Source organism: Phaeodactylibacter xiamenensis, assembly GCF_965229835.1.
Taxonomy (GTDB): Bacteria; Bacteroidota; Bacteroidia; order Chitinophagales; family Saprospiraceae; genus Phaeodactylibacter; species Phaeodactylibacter xiamenensis.
In genome coordinates, this window is the sequence record NZ_OZ245931.1 from 7486564 (window position 1) to 7507210 (window position 20647).

Below are 20647 nucleotides of genomic sequence, written 5' to 3' on the forward strand. Positions count from 1 at the left end.
ATGATGACCGGATGCTCAGGCTGTGCCTGGGCTCAATTGGTAGTGTCATTATTTACCGGAAAACTATTTTCTCAAGGCATTCAGCTACCTGGTTGTTGCCTGGTCTCGGTGTTGTACAGGCAACAACTCTCAAAGTTGTATGATATGTCTGGGAACAAGGGGCTTTAGTTCGGAATGATTGCACAAAATAACTCATGAAAGACCTTTTTGAAATTGCACAAATCGTAACACCTCATAAGCTACGGTCGGTTGAGCTCTTCAATGCTTCCGAAGGCAAGTCAGACTCTATGATTCAGCAGCTGTATGATATGCTGCAGGAGAAATCTGTGGAAGATGACGATGCTGCCGCCGAACAACTGTACGGTAAGGACAAAAGCTACTCTGGCTATCAAAAGCTGAGGGGCAGCCTTAAAAGCAGGTTGATCAATGCTCTGTTTTTGATTGATCTTAAGCGCTCTGGCTATAAAGACCGGAAAAATGCATATTTCGAAGCTTACAGGGAGTGGGCAGCTGCTAAGATTCTACTTGGGAAACAGGCACGTACCGCAGCGCTTTCCATAATGTTGAAACTGGCGAAAATCAGCCGGAAATTTGAACTTACAGAACTTCAGCTAGATCTGCTGCATACCCTGAGGGTCTACTACAGCACAATAGAAGGCGATGCCAGGAAGTACAAAGCCTACAATCAGGAGTACAAACTGGTACAGCAGAAATGGATGGAGGAAAGCCTTGCGGAGGAGCTGTATTTGTCGCTGTCTGTTGAATTTGTCAACGAGAAAGCTACGAAGCGGGAGTTGCAGAAGCAGGCTGTTGAAAGTTACCTTACCGTGAAGCCTGCACTCGAAAAATATGATACCTATCAGCTGCACTTGTGCGGCCGGTTGCTGGAGGTTAGCCAATTTACGGTAGTGAATGATTATAAGCAGGCGCTTGAAGTCTGCGAGCGGGCCATTCAGTTTTTTGAAGCGAAGCCTTATAGTGCAACTGTCCCCCTTCAGGTTTTTTCGTACCAAAGGCTGATCTGTTTTCTGCAGTTGCAGCAGCCTGAGCCAGCTTTTGAGGCCGCGGCCTACTGCGGGAAATACGTCACGGAGGGCGATTTTAACTGGTTCAAAATACAGGAAGTCCTGACACTGCTCCACATGCACAATCAGCATTATGAAGAGGCAGCAGTTGTCATCACAAGCGCAGTCGGGCACCGCAATTTTGAAAGCATGCCCCAAAATGTTCAGGAGTCCTGGCGTATAGCAGAGGCTTACCTGTACTTCTTACAAAGTGTAGGTGCCTTGTCAGAAAAGTGGGTCACTGATTTTCGGCCTGCCCGCTTTCTCAACGGCATAGAGGTGTTCTCCAAATATAAAAAAGGGATGAACATTCCTATTCTGCTACTTGAGATTTTGCTTAAAACTATAGACGGAGGCCGGGATGAGTTGATTGACCGGGTGGACGCTTTGCATAAGTACCGTACCCGCTATCTGAATCAGGCGGAGGACCTACAGCGAAGCAACCTGTTTATGAAGTTGCTGCTATACCTGCCGAAGAATGCTTTTGACAAAGCTATCGTACTCGAAAAGGCCGCTAAAGACTGGCAGTGCCTTCAGCAAATGTCTATACCGCTGGCCAGTCAGCCTTTTGAAATCGAAATAGTCCCCTATGAAACCCTTTGGGAATTATTGATCGGTCATTTGTAAACCGGCCGGCTGCTGCCCTCCGCTTTTCCTGATGGTGTAAAAAACGGGGGTGGGTAAATCCCGAAAACTGTCTGTGTGTTGCCAGACTGTCTTTTATATGTTTGTAATATTGATATATGAAGAGTTATTTAATGCGAAATCTGGTCTTTTCAAGATCCGAATATACAGCCTGTATCCCTCCAAGGCAAATTTCTTTCGATATCAGAACAGTCTAAATATTTAATCCATTCAATTGAGTCAACTATGAACGTTTCCAGTTTTACCCTCTACGGACAGTTTCTATTCCTTCAGAATGATGGCGTGATCAACGTGGATATCATTTCGCCAAAAGCCTGAAGTGATTTTATGGACAGAGGCCCGGTGCCAGGCGGTGCTGGGTCTTAAATAAATTTAAATGCTCCTAACAAATAAATTGGGCACGCTTAGCCATCAGGCTGCCTTGCGCCAAGTTGGCTCCGGGCTCCCCCAGGTTGCCTCTTTTACAACAATGAGCAAAGTGGTCTTTGGTGCCCCCAGTGCTAACTGCTCAGGGCAGGGGATTTGCAGGTTTGAAGATTTGAATCACAGATCGCCTTCACCTGGGAAATCAGGGTGCCAACCTGGTATTGCCCTGTTGCATTACGACAGCGGACTTATACTGAATCTTCATTTTCTGATCGGTAGCCTCTCACCATGTGTACAGGCCAGATATTTCTGCAATTCACATTTTTCCCTGCCCGAACCCGTTGATTACAAAGTAGGGCCTTTAGGGGTTTTGATGACATTGCAAACAGGTCTCTATCGCATAGTCCATCAGAATGCCTTCTTCACAGTCCCTGTTGAGGTCAGGTTGAAAAGCAACAATAGCATGGCCAGGAATGGCCTGTAAATCATATTTATAACCTTACAGCTGCCCTGTATTTAGTGGTCCTCCGCTCAGGGGGTGGGTAGATGGGCAAAAGTGTCCCGGTTGATTCGGGAAACATAACGCACTTTTGCTATGTGTATGTGTAAAATACCATTTTCCGTATCAGAGTTGAGTCTATTCTCTACCTCGAAGCAATGCGGTCTTGCCGATGGTTTTATTGCATACCAGCAAATCATAAGGGATAACAACACTTGAACTTGGAACTCATGAAAGTAGCACGCACAAATTCTTCAAAGGGATTAGCTCCCGGCCTCAACTCCTGTTTTTACCATCGGGCTGCATTTGCAAAACCACTCCTGAAATTATTCTTTGTCCTGTTTTTTTTGGGACAAACTTTGTCTACGCTCTATGGACAAAGCTGCAACTGCACCGAATACATCTACCTCAACGATACAGATCTTGAGTTCATCCATAAATTTGCCGTGGACGAGACTAGTGGCTCTGTTACTGAAATCGGTGCCCCCTGGTTTGAGGGGCTGGCTCAGTCCCCTCAGTTTACCGATCCGCACGGTATTGCGCAGGATTTGAATGGTAACCTGTACATCGCTACCTCATCCCAGGGAGACATCTACCAGTTTGACCCATTTGGCAATATTACCCTGAGCCCATGGCTGAGCAACGGAGGGCCGGGAGGCTTCGATGCCGGTACGGCCCTGCGGACGGTCAATTATGGTTTCAAAGATAATGTGTTGTATATCCATAACAATCAGCATCGTTACGTATATGCTATTGACCTTTGCACCGGCAGTAGCCTTGGGCGCATGGAATTGTATCCGGGCTCGGATGCAGTGAGCGGCAGCGGCCCGGTGGTCTGGGGCTTTTATGTGGACAATAACAACTGGTACGCCGTACAGCGGAGTAATCCAGGCAGTGTTTACACAGGTCCGCTGGACCTGAGCTTTTACACCACCGGATTTGGTACGCCGGCCCACAGCGGCACCCTGCTTTTCAACCTCTCGGAGCCAGCCACCGGCAGCAGTGATGGCGATGAAAATGGCATGGGCATCACTCGGGATGCTGCGGGTAATTTTTATGTAATTGAGCGGCAGACCATCTCCGGTACCCATGATCAGCCGGTGTTGGTGAAGTATAGCCCTACGGGTGCTGTACTGGGCACTGTGACCGCCCCGGCTGATCCACTGGTCGGAAATGTAAATAATGGTGTTCCTGGCTTCAGTGGTGCCCGGGGAGTAACCTACAGTGCGGCTTCAGACCGGGTGTATGTGAGCTCGAAAGTGAACTGTATTTCCGTATTCGAAACAGACCTTACGGAGCTTTCCGCCCTCAATTACGGTAACCCCATGAATGGCAGGCCTAAAGCCATTGGGGTAGTCACAGAATGCTGTGCCACCCCGGCCACTCAAAATATCAACAATACCATTTGCTACGATGGCGTAAACAATGAAACCATCTTCCTGCAGGAAGTCCTCGATTGTGAGGGCATCATCGCCGAGGGAACCTGGGCGGAAACTGCGGATGCCAATGGTGTATTTGATTACGAAAGCTGTGATAATTCGATCACGGTTACCGGTGCGGGCTGTGCCACTTACACCCTGACATCGAACGGTACAGGTACAAATAATCAGTGCGGTGCCTTTAATGTAACTGTGGAAATTTGTACCACGGACCCGCCTCAGAGCGGCACCCCGACTACAAGCGCAGGAACCTGTCAGGCCGTAAATGTGCCTAATAACGACGCAACCGTCACCATACCTATGATCGTGAACTCCGATATTGTCGGGGTCAGTAATCCCGGTGCTACCGGCGGCTATGACGGGCCTAAGTACAATTCGGATGCCACCAGTAATCCACAGCTGTTTGCAGTATCCGGCGGTAGTGTGACCATCACCGGGCTGCAGCATAATCAGACTTATGTCATTCGCCTTTTCAATATGGGGAATGGTTGCCGGGAGGATGTGACGGTCACTACCGCTACTATTGATTGTTCCTGCGCTGTGGCTGCGGCTCCTTCTGCAAACACACCATGTGTAGGCGATGCCCTGAATTTGATGGCTAACCCTTCCGGAGCTGCCAGTTATACCTTTAATTGGAGCGGGCCAAATGGTTTCACTTCTACTGATGAAAATCCAATAATTAATATGGCTACTGTTGCGGCAGCAGGTAGTTACTCGGTTACTGTGACTGATGCCTCTGCTGTTACCTGTTCAGCAATTGAAACTGTAAGCGTGACTATTAACGCCCTGCCCACGGTAACGCTGAACGACCCTGCGGATGTGTGCATAGACGGCAGTGATATGAACTTCACGGCGACTCCAATGGGCGGCACTTTCTCGACCACGGCGCCAGCAGGCTTTACGCCGAATAATGCAGCGGGTACAGCGGTGCTCGATGTGAGCGCAGCGGGCGCGGGCACTTACGATGTGACCTACACCTTCACGGATGGCAACGGCTGTGAAGCCAGCCAGACGGTAAGCGTGGAAATCTTTGCCCTGCCAACCTACACGGCTGTAGGTACCAACCCAACGGTGTGTACAGGTACAGATGGTTTCGTTACGATCAGCGGTCTTCAGGCGAGTACTATGTACATCCTCAACTACGAAGATGACGGCACGGCTGTTGGCCCAACAAATGTAACAAGCAACGCATCGGGCGAAGTGGTAATCATGAACCTGAATGCGGGCAACTACACCAATATAATACTGGAAGACCCCAATGGCTGCAGCGGTGCAGCGGCTTCCGCTTCTTTGTCTGACCCGGCAGCGCCCACGGTGACCCTGAATGACCCGGCTGATGCGTGCATAGATGGTACGGACATGTCCTTCACAGGGTCTCCCGCACCAGTTGGAGGCGCTACGGGCACCTTTAGCTCGAATGCCCCTGCAGGCTTCACCGACAACGGTGATGGCACGGCTTCGTTAGACGTAAGCGCAGCAGGAGCGGGTGTTTACACGATCACTTATTCCTACACCGATGCCAGCGGCTGTGCGGCCAATCAGATGGTAAGCGTTGAAGTATTTGCGTTGCCCACGGTAACGCTGAACGACCCTGCGGATGTCTGCATAGACGGCAGTGATATGAACTTCACCGCTACGCCAATGGGCGGCACTTTCTCGACCACGGCGCCAGCAGGCTTTACGCCGAATAATGCAGCCGGCACAGCGGTGCTCGACGTGAGCGCAGCGGGCGCGGGCACCTACGATGTGACCTACACCTACACGGATGGCAACGGCTGCGAAGCCAGCCAAACGGTAAGCGTTGAAGTATTTGCGTTGCCCACAGTAACGCTGAACGATCCTGCGGACGTGTGCATAGACGGCAGCGATATGAACTTCACGGCGACTCCAATGGGCGGCACCTTCTCGACCACGGCACCATCAGGCTTTACGCCGAATAATGCAGCGGGTACAGCAGTGCTCGATGTGAGCGCAGCGGGCGCGGGCACCTACGATGTGACCTACACCTTCACGGATGGCAACGGCTGCGAAGCCAGCCAGACGGTGAGCGTTGAGATCTTTGCGTTGCCCACGGTAACGCTGAACGATCCTGCTGATGTCTGCATAGACGGCAGCGATATGAACTTCACGGCGACTCCAATGGGCGGGACCTTCTCGACTACAGCATCAGCAGGCTTTACGCCGAATAACGCAGCGGGTACAGCGGTGCTCGATGTGAGCGCAGCGGGCGTAGGCACCTACGATGTGACCTACACCTTCACGGATGGCAACGGCTGCGAAGCCAGCCAGACAGTGAGCGTTGAAGTCTTTGCCCTGCCTACGGTAACCCTTAATGACCCTGCGGATGTGTGCATAGACGGCAGCGATATGAACTTCACGGCTACGCCAATGGGCGGCACTTTCTCGACCACGGCGCCAGCAGGCTTTACGCCGAATAATGCAGCGGGTACAGCGGTGCTCGATGTGAGCGCAGCGGGCGCGGGCACTTACGATGTGACCTACACCTTCACGGATGGCAACGGCTGTGAAGCCAGCCAGACGGTAAGCGTGGAAATCTTTGCCCTGCCAACCTACACGGCTGTAGGTACCAACCCAACGGTGTGCACAGGTACAAATGGTTTCGTTACGATCAGCGGTCTTCAGGCGAGTACTATGTACATCCTCAACTACGAAGATGACGGCACGGCTGTTGGCCCAACAAATGTAACAAGCAACGCATCGGGCGAAGTGGTAATCATGAACCTGAATGCGGGCAACTACACCAATATAATACTGGAAGACCCCAATGGCTGCAGCGGTGCAGCGGCTTCCGCTTCTTTGTCTGACCCGGCAGCGCCCACGGTGACCCTAAATGACCCGGCTGATGCGTGCATAGATGGTACGGACATGTCCTTCACAGGGTCTCCCGCACCAGTTGGAGGCGCTACGGGCACCTTTAGCTCGAATGCCCCTGCAGGCTTCACCGACAACGGTGATGGCACGGCTTCGTTAGACGTAAGCGCAGCAGGAGCGGGTGTTTACACGATCACTTATTCCTACACCGATGCCAGCGGCTGTGCGGCCAATCAGATGGTAAGCGTTGAAGTATTTGCGTTGCCCACGGTAACGCTGAACGACCCTGCGGATGTCTGCATAGACGGCAGTGATATGAACTTCACGGCGACTCCAATGGGCGGCACCTTCTCGACCACGGCACCATCAGGCTTTACGCCGAATAATGCAGCGGGTACAGCAGTGCTCGATGTGAGCGCAGCGGGCGCGGGCACCTACGATGTGACCTACACCTTCACGGATGGCAACGGCTGCGAAGCCAGCCAAACGGTGAGCGTTGAGGTCTTTGCGTTGCCCACGGTAACGCTGAACGACCCTGCTGATGTCTGCATAGACGGCAGCGATATGAACTTCACGGCGACTCCAATGGGCGGCACCTTCTCGACCACGGCACCATCAGGCTTTACGCCGAATAATGCAGCGGGTACAGCAGTGCTCGATGTGAGCGCAGCGGGCGCGGGCACCTACGATGTGACCTACACCTTCACGGATGGCAACGGCTGCGAAGCCAGCCAGACGGTAAGCGTTGAGGTCTTTGCCCTGCCCACGGTAACTTTCAGCCCAATCGCAGACCTTTGCCTGGAAGATGGCAGGCAGACCCTCGGTGGCGGCATGCCAACTGGTGGCGAATACTCCGGCACAGGCGTAACGGATAATGGTAATGGCGAAACCTTCGACTTTGATCCAGCTATAGCGGGCGCCGGTACAATAACCGTAACCTACACTTATACGGATGGCAACGGATGTACCAACAGCAATACCGCAACGATTACGGTTTATGGCGTGGATTATGGCGACCTTCAGGACCCACCATATGCGACTACTGCTGCTAGTAACGGAGCAGGCCACTGTGTAGCGGATGTCCCTCAGATTTACATCGGCAGTGTAGTAGATACTGAAACGGATGGACAGCCAACTGCTAATGCAGATGGCGATGGTACCGATGAGGATGGATTCAACCCAGGCAGTACAACCTTTGAACTGGGTGAGACCGCGACTTTCACCGTAGACGTATTTAATAACACCGGCTCCGATGCAGAGCTGTATGTATGGTTTGACTGGAATAACGATGGAACCCTCGATAATGCCACGGAGCGATATCAGCCCCAAAGCATCACCGTTGCCGGTTCAAATATCATGGGCAGCACTTTTGGCTCTAACGGCAACGTGCAAACGGCTAACTTCAGTGTTCCCGTACCCTCTACTGCTGTGCTGGGCATAAATTTGGGTACCCGCTTCCGCTTTAGTACAGATACGGACTTCCTGAATTTCACTGCTACCTCTACTGGCCTGGCGAATGATGGCGAGGTGGAAGACTACCTGATTATGATCGGTGGCTTTGACTACGGTGACTTGCCAGATGCAGGGCCTGGAGTGGGTGAAGGCAACTATGAAACTACAACGGCAAGCAATGGTCCGAGCCATATGATTCTGACCGATCCTTCCGGTAATGTCCTGCTGAAGATTGGCGCTGATGTAGATACAGAAGGCGATGGCCAGCCAGGTGCCAATGCCGATGGGGATGGCTTGGACGAAGACGGCTTCGACCCCACAAGCGTAATGTTCGTACGGGGCGAGTCACAGGACATCACCATCCCGGTAATGAATATGACCGGCGGCGATGCTAAGCTGACGCTCTACGTCGATTGGGACAACGACGGCGACTTCAACGAGCCGGAAGAGATGATCTCCGTAACGGTAGCGGACGGACAGACAAGCGCGATACTGAGCAATGTAACACCACCGGCCTATGCGGTGCTGAATGACGACCTCGGCTTCCGCCTGCGCCTGACCACGGATGCAGCGATGAGCCCAACGGGCCCTGCACCGGACGGTGAAGTGGAAGACTACCTGATCACAGTAATGGCGTTCGACTACGGTGACCTGGCTGACAGTGGCTCAGGCGTTGGCGAAGGCAATTACGAAACGAGCAGCGCCAATGGCGGCCCGTCGCACAAGATCGTGACGAACGAGGACGACATGGTAACGCTGAAGATTGGCGCTGATGTTGATGCGGATGCTGACGGACAGCCTAGCGCAGATGCGGACGGCGACGGAGCCGACGAAGACGGCTTCGACCCCACAAGCGTAATGTTCGTACGGGGCGAGTCACAGGACATCACCATTCCGGTAATGAATATGACCGGCGGCGATGCTAAGCTGACGCTCTACGTCGATTGGGACAACGACGGCGACTTCAACGAGCCGGAAGAGATGATCTCCGTAACGGTAGCGGACGGACAGACAAGCGCGATACTGAGCAATGTAACACCACCGGTCTATGCGGTGCTGAATGACGACCTCGGCTTCCGCCTGCGCCTGACCACGGATGCAGCGATGAGCCCAACGGGCCCTGCACCGGACGGTGAAGTGGAAGACTACCTGATCACAGTAATGGCGTTCGACTACGGTGACCTGGCTGACAGTGGCTCAGGCGTTGGCGAAGGCAATTACGAAACGAGCAGCGCCAATGGCGGCCCGTCGCACAAGATCGTGACGAACGAGGACGACATGGTAACGCTGAAGATTGGCGCTGATGTTGATGCGGATGCTGACGGACAGCCTAGCGCAGATGCGGACGGCGACGGAGCCGACGAAGACGGCTTCGACCCCACAAGCGTAATGTTCGTACGGGGCGAGTCACAGGACATCACCATCCCGGTAATGAACATGACGGGCGTCGACGCCAAGCTGACGCTGTACGTGGACTGGGACAACGACGGCGACTTCAACGAGCCTGAAGAGATGATCTCCGTAACGGTAGCGGACGGACAGACAAGCGCGATACTGAGCAATGTAACACCGCCTTCTTATGCGGTGCTGAATGACGACCTCGGCTTCCGCCTGCGCCTGACCACGGATGCAGCGATGAGCCCAACGGGCCCTGCACCGGATGGTGAGGTGGAAGACTACCTGATCACAGTAATGGCGTTCGACTACGGTGACCTGGCTGACAGCGGCTCAGGCGTTGGCGAAGGCAATTACGAAACGAGCAGCGCCAATGGCGGCCCGTCGCACAAGATCGTGACGAACGAGGACGACATGGTAACGCTGAAGATTGGCGCTGATGTTGATGCGGATGCTGACGGACAGCCTAGCGCAGATGCGGACGGCGACGGAGCCGACGAAGATGGCTTCGACCCGGCGAGCGTGATGTTTGTAGCTGGCCAAATGCTGGATATTGATATTCCGGTAATGAATATGACCGGCGGCGATGCTAAGCTAACGCTGTATGTCGACTGGGACAACGACGGCGACTTCAGTGATCCGGAGGAGATGTTCTCTGTCAGTGTTCCTGATGGCACTAATGGCAATGTGACACTTGCCGATATACTGGCACCGGAAGATGCGGCACTCAATACAGGCCTTGGTTTCCGTTTACGCCTGACCACCGATGCAGCGATGAGCCCAACGGGACCTGCACCCGATGGCGAAGTAGAAGACTACGAAATCATGGTCATGGGCTTTGATTACGGTGACTTGTCTGATTCAGGCGCCGGTACAAACCCAGGTGATTACGAAACACAGGATGGCAGCAACGGCCCCAGCCATAAAATTGTGACAGACCCGGTTACCGGCGATGTGACCCTGAAAATTGGCAGCACTGTTGATGCAGAAGCTAACGGTCAGCAGAGCGCGAATGCAGATGGAGACGGAGCGGACGAGGATGGCGTTAGTCTGCCTATGTTTGTAACAGGCATGCCGGTTAATGTACCGGTAAATGTTATGAATATGACGACTGAGGTCGCTAAGCTGACTATGTTCGTTGACTGGAATAATGATGGCGACTTTGAAGATGATAACGAAATGTATTCAGTGGATGTGCCCGTTGGAGCTACTTTAGTTGAAATAGAAGATGTTACGCCTCCGCTCACGGCAACGCTTACGGTGCCAGTGGGTGTGCGGTTCCGACTAAGTACAGATGCTGTAGCTTCCATGAGCCCAACAGGTCCTGCTCCTGACGGAGAGGTGGAAGACTATCTGACTCCATCAATGGGCTTTGACTTTGGTGACCTCAACGATATGGCTGCAGGTACCAATGGTGACCCGAACAGCCCGCTGACACCTGCAGATTATCAGACGACTCTCGCTGATGATGGTGCACGCCACAAAATCCTGACCAATACTGTAGGCGTTCCTGTCCTTAAAATTGGTGCAGAACTTGACGACGAAGCCAATGGCCAGCCTAATGCAACGGCTGCCGGCGATGACAACAGTATGTCATCAGGCGTGGCAGACCCGGATGATGAAGATGGACTTGACCTGAATAACCTCCCGCTATTCATCTTAACCCAAACAACAACGCTGGATATTCCAGTGATGAATATGTCGGGAGAAGACGCGACCATTGCGGTTTACATTGACTTCAATAAGGATGGGGTGCTTGATGCCACAACCGAGAAGTTTACCGCTACAGTGCCTGACGGTGCCACCAGCGCACAAGTGGATGTACTGGTGCCAGTGGATGCCGTTGTTGGACAGGACCTTGGTCTGCGTATTCGTCTGGCTAATAACATGGCAGAGGTTATGTCAGCCACCGGTCTTGCCAATTCAGGTGAGGTAGAAGACTATATGGTACAAGTCGTAGGCTTTGACTACGGTGACCTGCCTGACACCTACACAACTTCCGACCCGGAGGCGCCTAAGCATATTGTTGACGAAGACCTGCTGCTGGGTACCTGTGTGGACACGGAAGCTGATGGCAGTCCGGAAGCGATGGCTGGCCTGATGCAGGGCGGCGACGATGCGGATGCCGGGCTGGCTACCTTTGGTACCTGTGGTACTGCTGGTGATGACGAAGATGGCATCGTGTTTGTCACCCCGATGATCCCTGGCTCTGAAGCCTGTATCGAGGTGACAGCAGTGAATAATAAAGGTGTAGACGCCGTATTGCAAATGTGGGTGGACTGGAATGGCGACGGCAGCTTCGATGCTGGCGAAGAAGTAACCTTTACGAGCACTAATGGTAATGCCATCCCTGATGGTGGTGTGAACGCAGAGCTGTACTGTTTTGACGTACCTGCTGATGCTGCCTTCCGTGAAGGCGCAGCTTTTGTCCGCTTCCGCCTTAGCGAAGACGGAGGCTTAGCTCCTGACAGCCAAACGGGAGTGGTGCCCTTCGGTGAGATCGAAGATTACAAGCTGCCGCTGGGCAAAGTTGGCAACCTGGTATTTGAAGACTATGACTTCGATGGCGTTCAGGATGCCAACGAACCAGGGATTGATGGAGTAACTGTTGGGCTGACCTGGCTCGGCCCGGACAACACGCTTGGTACTGCGGATGATGTAATCTATGCTGACCTTACGACCGGAGCCGATGATTTTGATACCGGTGAGTATTACTTCTGCGGCTTGATTGAAGGCGAGTATAAGATCACCTATACCTCACCTGCAGGTATGACCCCAACACGTACTGACCGGGGCGGTGACGATGAACTCGACAGCGATGGTGGCATTACAGGTATGGACCTTTCCATGACAATGGAAACCTTTGTCATTGAAAATGTGACTACGCTGCCGGAAGATGAAAATGGTTCCGGAGATACAGGCGATGTGGTTGGCACTTTCCCTGATAATCAAACAGATGAGACGCACGATCAGGGCTTTGCCTTCCTGGATTATGGAGACCTGCCTGATGACCCCAACGATCCTAACGATTACCCAACCCTTATGGAAGAGGTTGGTGCGGTAAACGTTATCATCCCTGGCTTGTCACTTGGCACAACCATTGATGCAGAACTGGATGGACAGCCAGATGCGATGGCAGATGGCGAAGGCGCAGATGACGATGGTATTACTTTCCTTACCCCTCTTGTGCCTGGCGAATTTGCCGTGCTGAATATCAAGGCGGTGAACACCACAGGTGCGGACGCAGTACTGGAAGGCTGGATCGACTGGAACGGCAATGGTAGCCTTGATAATGATGAGTACCTGGAGTGGTACCTTGACCCGGTTAATCCTTCAACAGGAGGTGTTACCATTCCTTATACGGTACCATCGGTTGGTATGCTGGATGTGAATGTTGCAATTCGTGTACCTGATGATGCCACTTTCATGAACGGTATGATGCTGGCTCGTTTCCGCCTCAACACCATTCAGGTGCAACTACCGTTCGGGCCGGATAAATATGGTACAGACCCGATGCCTGGAGGCGAGGTGGAAGATTATAAGCTACTCCTTTACGCCATCGGCAGCTACGTTTGGGAAGATACCAACGGCAATGGCTTACAGGACGACTTCTCCAGCCCATGCCTCAATGGCTTAGAGCTCAACCTCGAGTGGGCGGGCCCTGACGGCGATTTGGCAACTACTGCAGACAATCAAACCTTTACTGTTTCGACTTCAGCGAATAATGGCGTCAACGGGCAATACCTCTTCGGTGGCCTTACGCCTGGTACTTATGAGCTGAGCCTTGCTACCCTGCCTCCGGGCTTTACACCAACTATTATTGGTGCAGGCAGTGATGAGGATCAGGATAGCAATGACCCCGAGGGTGTCGTTATCGTTATTGACGAGAACGGGCAGCTGCTTCTGGGTGAAAATGGTACAGATGATCAGCCGGGCGGGCTTGGTTATCCCGACAGCCAGGATAACCTGTCCTTCGACTTTGGTATCGTTACCGAAGCATTCTCCATTATCTGTAACTGTGACGGTTCTATCACCTTAGACTGGGAGCCTGTCGCTAATGGTACGACCTGGACAATAGATGTGGAAGATGCCAACGGTAACCCTGTGGTCGACTTTGTAAACATGTCCTCCACGGAAGTCACCTTTGCACCAGGTACCCTGACGAATGGCGAGTGCTACAACTTCGCTATTACCGAGAACCTGGGCAACAATCAGGTAGAAGCCATTCTGGGCCAGATTTATGCTATTTGTAACCCAGTACCGGTATTGACCCTTACCGGTGAAGGCCCAACTTGCCCGGGCGGTGACGATGGCAGTATTACTGTCCTCTTTGAGGAGCAGGGCTGCAATGCTACCTATAATATCTATCTGGTAGAAGTTGGCGCAGGCGAGCAACTGATCGCTAATGCAGTGATGCTGAATATGCCATTTGTGATCAATGGCCTGAGCGAGGGAAGCTACAGCGTGCGTGTTGAAGTCGCGGACCGGTTAAGCTGTGCCTACGGCGATGGCTGCCTGCCAACTGTATACGAAGAAGTCTTTATTCTTGAAAATACAGACGACGAAGCGCCCACTAAGACGGTCACCGACCAGTCCGGCAACGAGCCTGAGATGACGATCGTATACGAAAGCATCCCGGAAGGGGAGTGCGGCGTGCAGTTCGACTGGTTTGTAGAGCTGGATGACAACTGCCCGGTAAGCGGTCTCAGCCTGAGCGCAGAGATCACGACGAGCGCTGCTAACCCATCAGTAGACCCTTCTGCCAGCGTAACCCTGTCCAACAACGGCTCGGTATACGTAGTCTCTGTCCACGCGGGCATTGGTACCAATACTCTGGTGCTGACGGCTACAGACGAGGCGGGCAATATCAACGAGATGACGTACGAGATTACGGTCGTGGACAACCGCCCACCAGAGATCTACGGCCCTGGCGACATGCAGGTGCAGATCCCGGCCTGCGAAGACGGCATGCCGGTGAACTGGCAGATGTCGGTGATTGACGATTGCGACCTGGATGTAGAGCTGGTGCAGATCAGCGGCCCGCAGCCGGGCGATGTGCTGGCGCCAGGAGTATACACAGTAGTCTACGAGGCTACAGACGACTATGGCAATACGAGCCAGTACAGCTTTGACATCACGGTCACGCAGGCGCAGAGCCCTGCGCCGATCGTGGACGTGTCCGGCAACGGGCAGTTCGTGATCGAAGACTGTGCTGAGGACGGCTTTATCGTCTTCTCGGGCCATATTTATGACTGCGAGCTGCAGCCGGGCGATGTGCTCGACGGGCTGATCAGCATCAGCGGTGCGCCACTGGAGATCACCTACATCCTGGTGAACGAGGGCTATGCGTACTTCGAAGCCACGGGCAACCTGAGCGCGGGCAGCTACCTGATTGTTACCAGCTACGAAGGGGTAACAATAGACCATGCTGTAGAAGTGGTGCAAGACCCGGACACGCCGGCGGTAATGACAATGCCCGGCAACCTGGCCTACCAGGTGCCGAACTGCGAAGGCGAAGCAGCGGTAAGCTTTGCGGTACAGCTGGAAGACGACTGCGATGAAGACTTTGGCACAGCCAGCTTCACGGTGAACGGAGCGCCAGCGCCCCCATTCGACGCAGCGCTGTCGGACCCTGCGAACGGCTACTTCGCGTGGAGCCTGAGCCTGAGCCCGGGCGTGTACACCATCGTGGGCACGTATACGGATGGCGGCGGCAATACCACCGAGGCTACGGCTACGATCACGGTGAATGCGGACGAAGACAATTCGGCCCCAATCATCGTGTACCCATCGCAGAACATTACGGAAGTGCTTGACCCCTGTGGGCCGGACGAGGCAGAAATCTGCTTCCAGGCCACAGCCATTGACGATTGCGAAGGCGATATCGTGCCCACGGTAACGGTGACAGGGCCTGGCGGCGTTGCTGTGCCGGTTACCGCAGACGGCACGGCCTACTGCTTCACAGCGGGCCCTGGCCAGTACACGGTGAGCATAGGTGCGGTGGACGCAGCGGGCAACAGCACAAGCGAAGCCTTCGGGGTGTCTGTCACACAAGACGATGCGCCGGAAGCGAACCTGGCGTGCAACGATGATATCAACGTGACGCTGGACGAGAACTGCTCCCGGGTGATCACAGCAGATATGGTGCTGGAAGGCAACTTCGGCTGCCTGCAGGAAGACGACTTCACCATCACCATCGTCAACGATGACAACCCCGCTAACGGCAATATCCTTGACGGGCACGGGCAGTGGATCTACGAGATCACCGGGCCGGACGGCTTGCCGGGCTTCCAGGACTGCTGGGGCTTCATCACTGGCGAGGACAAGACAGCACCCGTTATCGAGTGCCCGGACGACACAGACGTAGCGACGATTTCTGAGTCTGTACAGAAGATCCAGGGCGCCCTGGAGACGACTGACGCACAGCTTGAGCTTGCGGACTACTCTTGCTTCCTTGACGGAGCAGGCCCAGTTGCAGGCGGACAGTACTACGACATCATCGAGTTCCAGGTGAGCGCCGATGATATCTACACGATTTATCTGAACACTTCATGGGGCGACGGCTTCACTGCACTGTACCAGGGCAGCTTTGATGCGGACAGCCCATGTGAGAATATCCTTTACGCAGCGGATGACAACATCCTTGGCAACGCAGGCCCAATCGGCGGCTTGTTCGACCCACAAGTGCGCGTAACGCTGCCACTGCGTGCGTACGAGACTTACTTCGTGCTGGTTTCCAGCTTTGGCTCAGACGTGACTGGCTCCTACGAGCACACGATCTTCAGCGACGGCAACGGCCTTGTAGGCGCATGGAACTTTACAGAAACGATGCTGCCAGACTGGACGATCCAGTTCGACACGACGTTCTCTGCCCTGCCATCGACTACTGAGCAGCTGTCTATCCCGCTGTTCTGTGACGACTTCGGCCAGATCTACGGCGGCGACGCAGGTTCTGTAGCACAGGAGACTGCATTCATCAGCGGCACTTACCAGTGGGTAGGCGCGCCAAGTGCGACGGACAACTGCGACAACAACGTAGACATCACAGCGACGGACAGCTTCACAGCTTCCGGCGACTGCGGCGACGTAGTAATCACGCGCTCCTTCACGGCGACTGACGGCCAGGGCCTGACAGACGAGTGCCAGCAGCAGATCACGGTCCGCAAGCCAACGCTTGACGACGTGAACTTCCCAAGCTTCACAGCAGTGGTAGAGTGCGACGAAGACTTCCCAACGCTGGCGAACGGCAACCCGGCTCCAGAGCTGACTGGCTATCCGTTCATCTTCACAGCGTTCGGCATCTTTGACATCGCTCCGAATTACTGCAACATCGGCGCTTCTTACGAAGACCTGCCAACAGTAGACGAGTGCGAAGGCCGCTTCAAGTTCCGCCGTGAGTGGACTATCTTTGACTGGTGCGACCCAGGCAGCTCATTGATCGCTAACCAGCTGATCAAAGTAGGCGACTACACAGCGCCAGAGGTGTCTTGCCCAGCAGGCACGCCAATCGCTTACTCTACGAGCCCATTCTCTTGCGGTGCATCTTTCGAAGTGCCAATGCCAAGCGTGAGCGACAACTGCTCTAACGTAACGGTATACACTGAGATCGTGACGACAACAGAGGAAGAGGTGATCAACCAGTACGGCCTGCCAACCGGCCAGTTTGTGATTGACACCGTAGTGGTGCGCACGATCCAGCCTGGCGCGAACCGTTTTGTGTCTTCTATCCCATTCGGCGGCCACTTCTTCCGCTATGTGGCAGAAGACGGCTGTGGCAATGAGACGGAGCTGTACTGCCCATTCTCAGTGATCGACCAGATCGAGCCAGTGGCAGTATGCGACGACCAGCTGAACGTAAGCATCGGCGGCGGCAACATCGTGCCTGGCCAGCCAGCGCTTGCACGGGTGTTCGCATCTGACGTGGACGAAGGCTCATGGGACAACTGCGGCGATGTATCTATCGCGATCTTCCGCAACAACTTCAACCCGGTCACTTACACTTGCGGCACGCAGAACAGCGTAACCGGCGATTTCGTCGACTTCTTCTGCTGTGACGTAGGCGTTACATCTGATATCACACTGGTTGTGACCGACCAGTACGGCAACCAGAACTCCTGCTGGCTGAGCGTTACGCCAGAGGACAAGATCAACCCATTCTGTGACGCGCCAGACAACGTAGTTGTGGATTGCGACGATCTGCCATACGGCTTCGACGCATCTGACGCAGGCCAGCTGGAAGACCTGTTCGGCATGGCGACGGGCGCAGACAACTGCGGCGTAGCATCTGTACAGCAGGTAGCATCGAACGCTGACCTGGAGTGCGGCTACGGCTCCATCACTCGTATCTTCCGCGTCACTGACGTGAACGGCCTGAGCAGCACGAACAGCTGTGTGCAGGTGATCACGATCAATGAGGTGCACAACTACGAGATCTACTTCCCTGAAGATGCTGAGGCGAACTGTGGCACGCCAACACCAGACACCGTTGAGTACAACGAGCTTGGCTGCGGCCTGCTTGCAGTGACAAGCAGCGACGAGCAGTTCTCTGCATCCGGCGACGAGTGCTACAAGATCTTCCGTACGTGGAAGGTGATCAACTGGTGCCAGTACGACGGCGAGAGCGACCCCTACATCGTAGGCCGCGACGAGGACTGCAACGGCACGCCAGGCGACGGCGACCGCATTGCGAACAACGGCAACGGCTTCTGGCTGCTTGCACGCCCGAACGGCAAGATCTACTTCGACCAGGACACAGACGAGACGCCTAGCAACAACGTGCCAGGGTTCAACTTCTGTGGCGTATCGAACGACTACTACAGCTTCGAGTATGACGAGACTGGCTACTACCAGTACACTCAGATCATCAAGGTATACGACGACACCGCTCCTGAGATCAGCTTCACGCAGGCAGACGCATTCTGCTCACTGGACAACGTGAACTGTGATGCGAACGTGACTTATCCGTTCAGCATCGAAGAGGACTGCACGCCGGACGGCCTGACGATCAAGGTGTTCCTGGACCCATTCCTGAGCGGTGACCTTGTGGAGCTGACAGGCGTGGTATCTGGCTCCTACCCAGACTACACGATCACAGTGAACGGCCTGCCAATCGGCAGCCACGCGTTCGAAGTGCACGTACTGGACGGCTGTGGCAACTCAGACCTTGCCATCCTGCCATTCGACATCATCGACTGCAAGGCGCCAGCGCCATTCTGCCTGAACGGCATTGCGATCGAGCTGATGCCAGTAGACGAGGACGGCGACAACCTGCCGGACCCGGGCGCCGGCATGGCTGAGATCTGGGCGAGCGACTTTGTCGACTTCTCCACTCAGGCGGGCGACTGCTCTGAGCCAATCAAGTACTCTATCAACCGCGTAGGCGAGCCTAACAACCCTGACCAGGCCGGCCTTGTGCTGACTTGCGACGACGAAGGCACGCTGGTGATCGAGATCTGGGCGTACGACGCAGCTGGCAACAGCGACTTCTGCGAGACTTACATCCTGGTACAGGACAACATGGGCGTATGCGGTGCAGCAGCACCAATGGCAGCCGGTGCAGTCAATACCGAGGACAACGAGCCGGTAGAAGATGTACAGGCCAGCCTTTCCGGCCAGGCATCTGATGAGATGACAACAGAGAACGACGGCGCTTACGTATTCACGAACCTGACAGCAGGGCTTGACTACACGATCACGCCACAGCGCGACGGCGACTACCTCAACGGTGTGTCTACGTTCGACCTGGTACTGATCAGCAAGCACATCCTGGGCGTAGAGCCGCTGGGCAGCCCTTACAAGCGTATTGCAGCGGATGCGAACAACTCCGGCAGCATTACCACGCTCGACCTGATCCAGCTGCGCAAGCTGATCCTGTCTATCGATACAGAGTTCGCTAACAACACGAGCTGGCGCTTTGTGGAAGCAAGCTATGTGTTCCCCAATCCGGAGAACCCATGGCAGGAAGCCTTCCCTGAGGTGGTCAACATCAACAACCTGCCGGCAACGGGCATCCACGGAGCGGACTTCATCGCCGTGAAGATTGGTGATGTGAGCGGCGATGTAGTGGCCAATAGCTTCTCTGCGATCGACGAGCGGGGCTTTGATGGCCGCTTCCAGCTGGAAACGGCGGACGAAGCCCTGAAAGCGGGCAACGAGTACCGCATCCCATTCACCGCGCCACAACTGGCAGCCATTGAAGGCTTCCAGGGCACGCTGGAGTTTGATGCGCAGGCACTGGAGCTGGTGGACATTCTGCCGGGTACCCTCTCAGAGGGGCACTTCGGCCTGACACAGGCTGCACAAGGCCGGGTAGCAATGAGCTGGAACTGGGCATCCGAAACGGCGGTGCCAACGGACAGTGAGCTGTTCACCCTGGTACTGCGCGCCCGCACGGACGTACAGCTGAGCGAAGCCCTGGGCATGAGCGATGCGGTGACGCCGAGGGAAGCTTACGGCAATGGCGGCACGTTTGAGGATGTGGCACTGAGCTTTGGGCAGAACGGTATGGCATCTGATGAAGCCTACTACCTTGGCCAAAACCAGCCGAACCCTTACCGGGGCACAACGATGATCCCATTTGAAGTGCCTTCAGAGCAGACGGTAACGATTACAATAAGCGACGTAGCAGGCCGGCTCATCCGTTCCTATGAAGTGGATGCCGCAGCCGGGCTGAATACGCTGAACGTAGAACGGCTAAAACTGGCAGCAGGGGTATACGAATACACCATGACTGCTGGCCGCTTCACTGCCACTAAGAAGATGGTGGTAGCCGACTAGATAAAATGGAGTGCCGCCCCTGGCTTACCTCATTCCGGGCAAGTCAGGGGTAATGGCAGCACAAGCTCCAGACCATTAATTTGTGCAATTAATTACGGAAGGAGGTTGGATGAGGCGTTCATCCAGCCTCCATTTTTTTTAAAAAAATGCCGGCTCTGGGAATTTTTCTATCCCGCCTG

General features: G+C 54.3%; 2 protein-coding genes. Both read left to right on the forward strand.

The genetic code is table 11. The features are described 5' to 3' along the window. Positions 1-194: 194 nt before the first annotated feature. Positions 195-1691 carry a hypothetical protein gene (locus ACO08I_RS28740; RefSeq protein WP_421947899.1) on the forward strand — a complete coding sequence of 499 codons (1497 nt, stop codon included), beginning with the start codon at positions 195-197 and terminating at the stop codon, positions 1689-1691. Positions 1692-2933: 1242 nt separating this feature from the next. Further along, positions 2934-20468, forward strand: coding sequence for a GEVED domain-containing protein (locus ACO08I_RS28745; protein WP_421947900.1), 17535 nt, complete (start codon positions 2934-2936; stop codon positions 20466-20468). Positions 20469-20647: the final 179 nt, after the last annotated feature.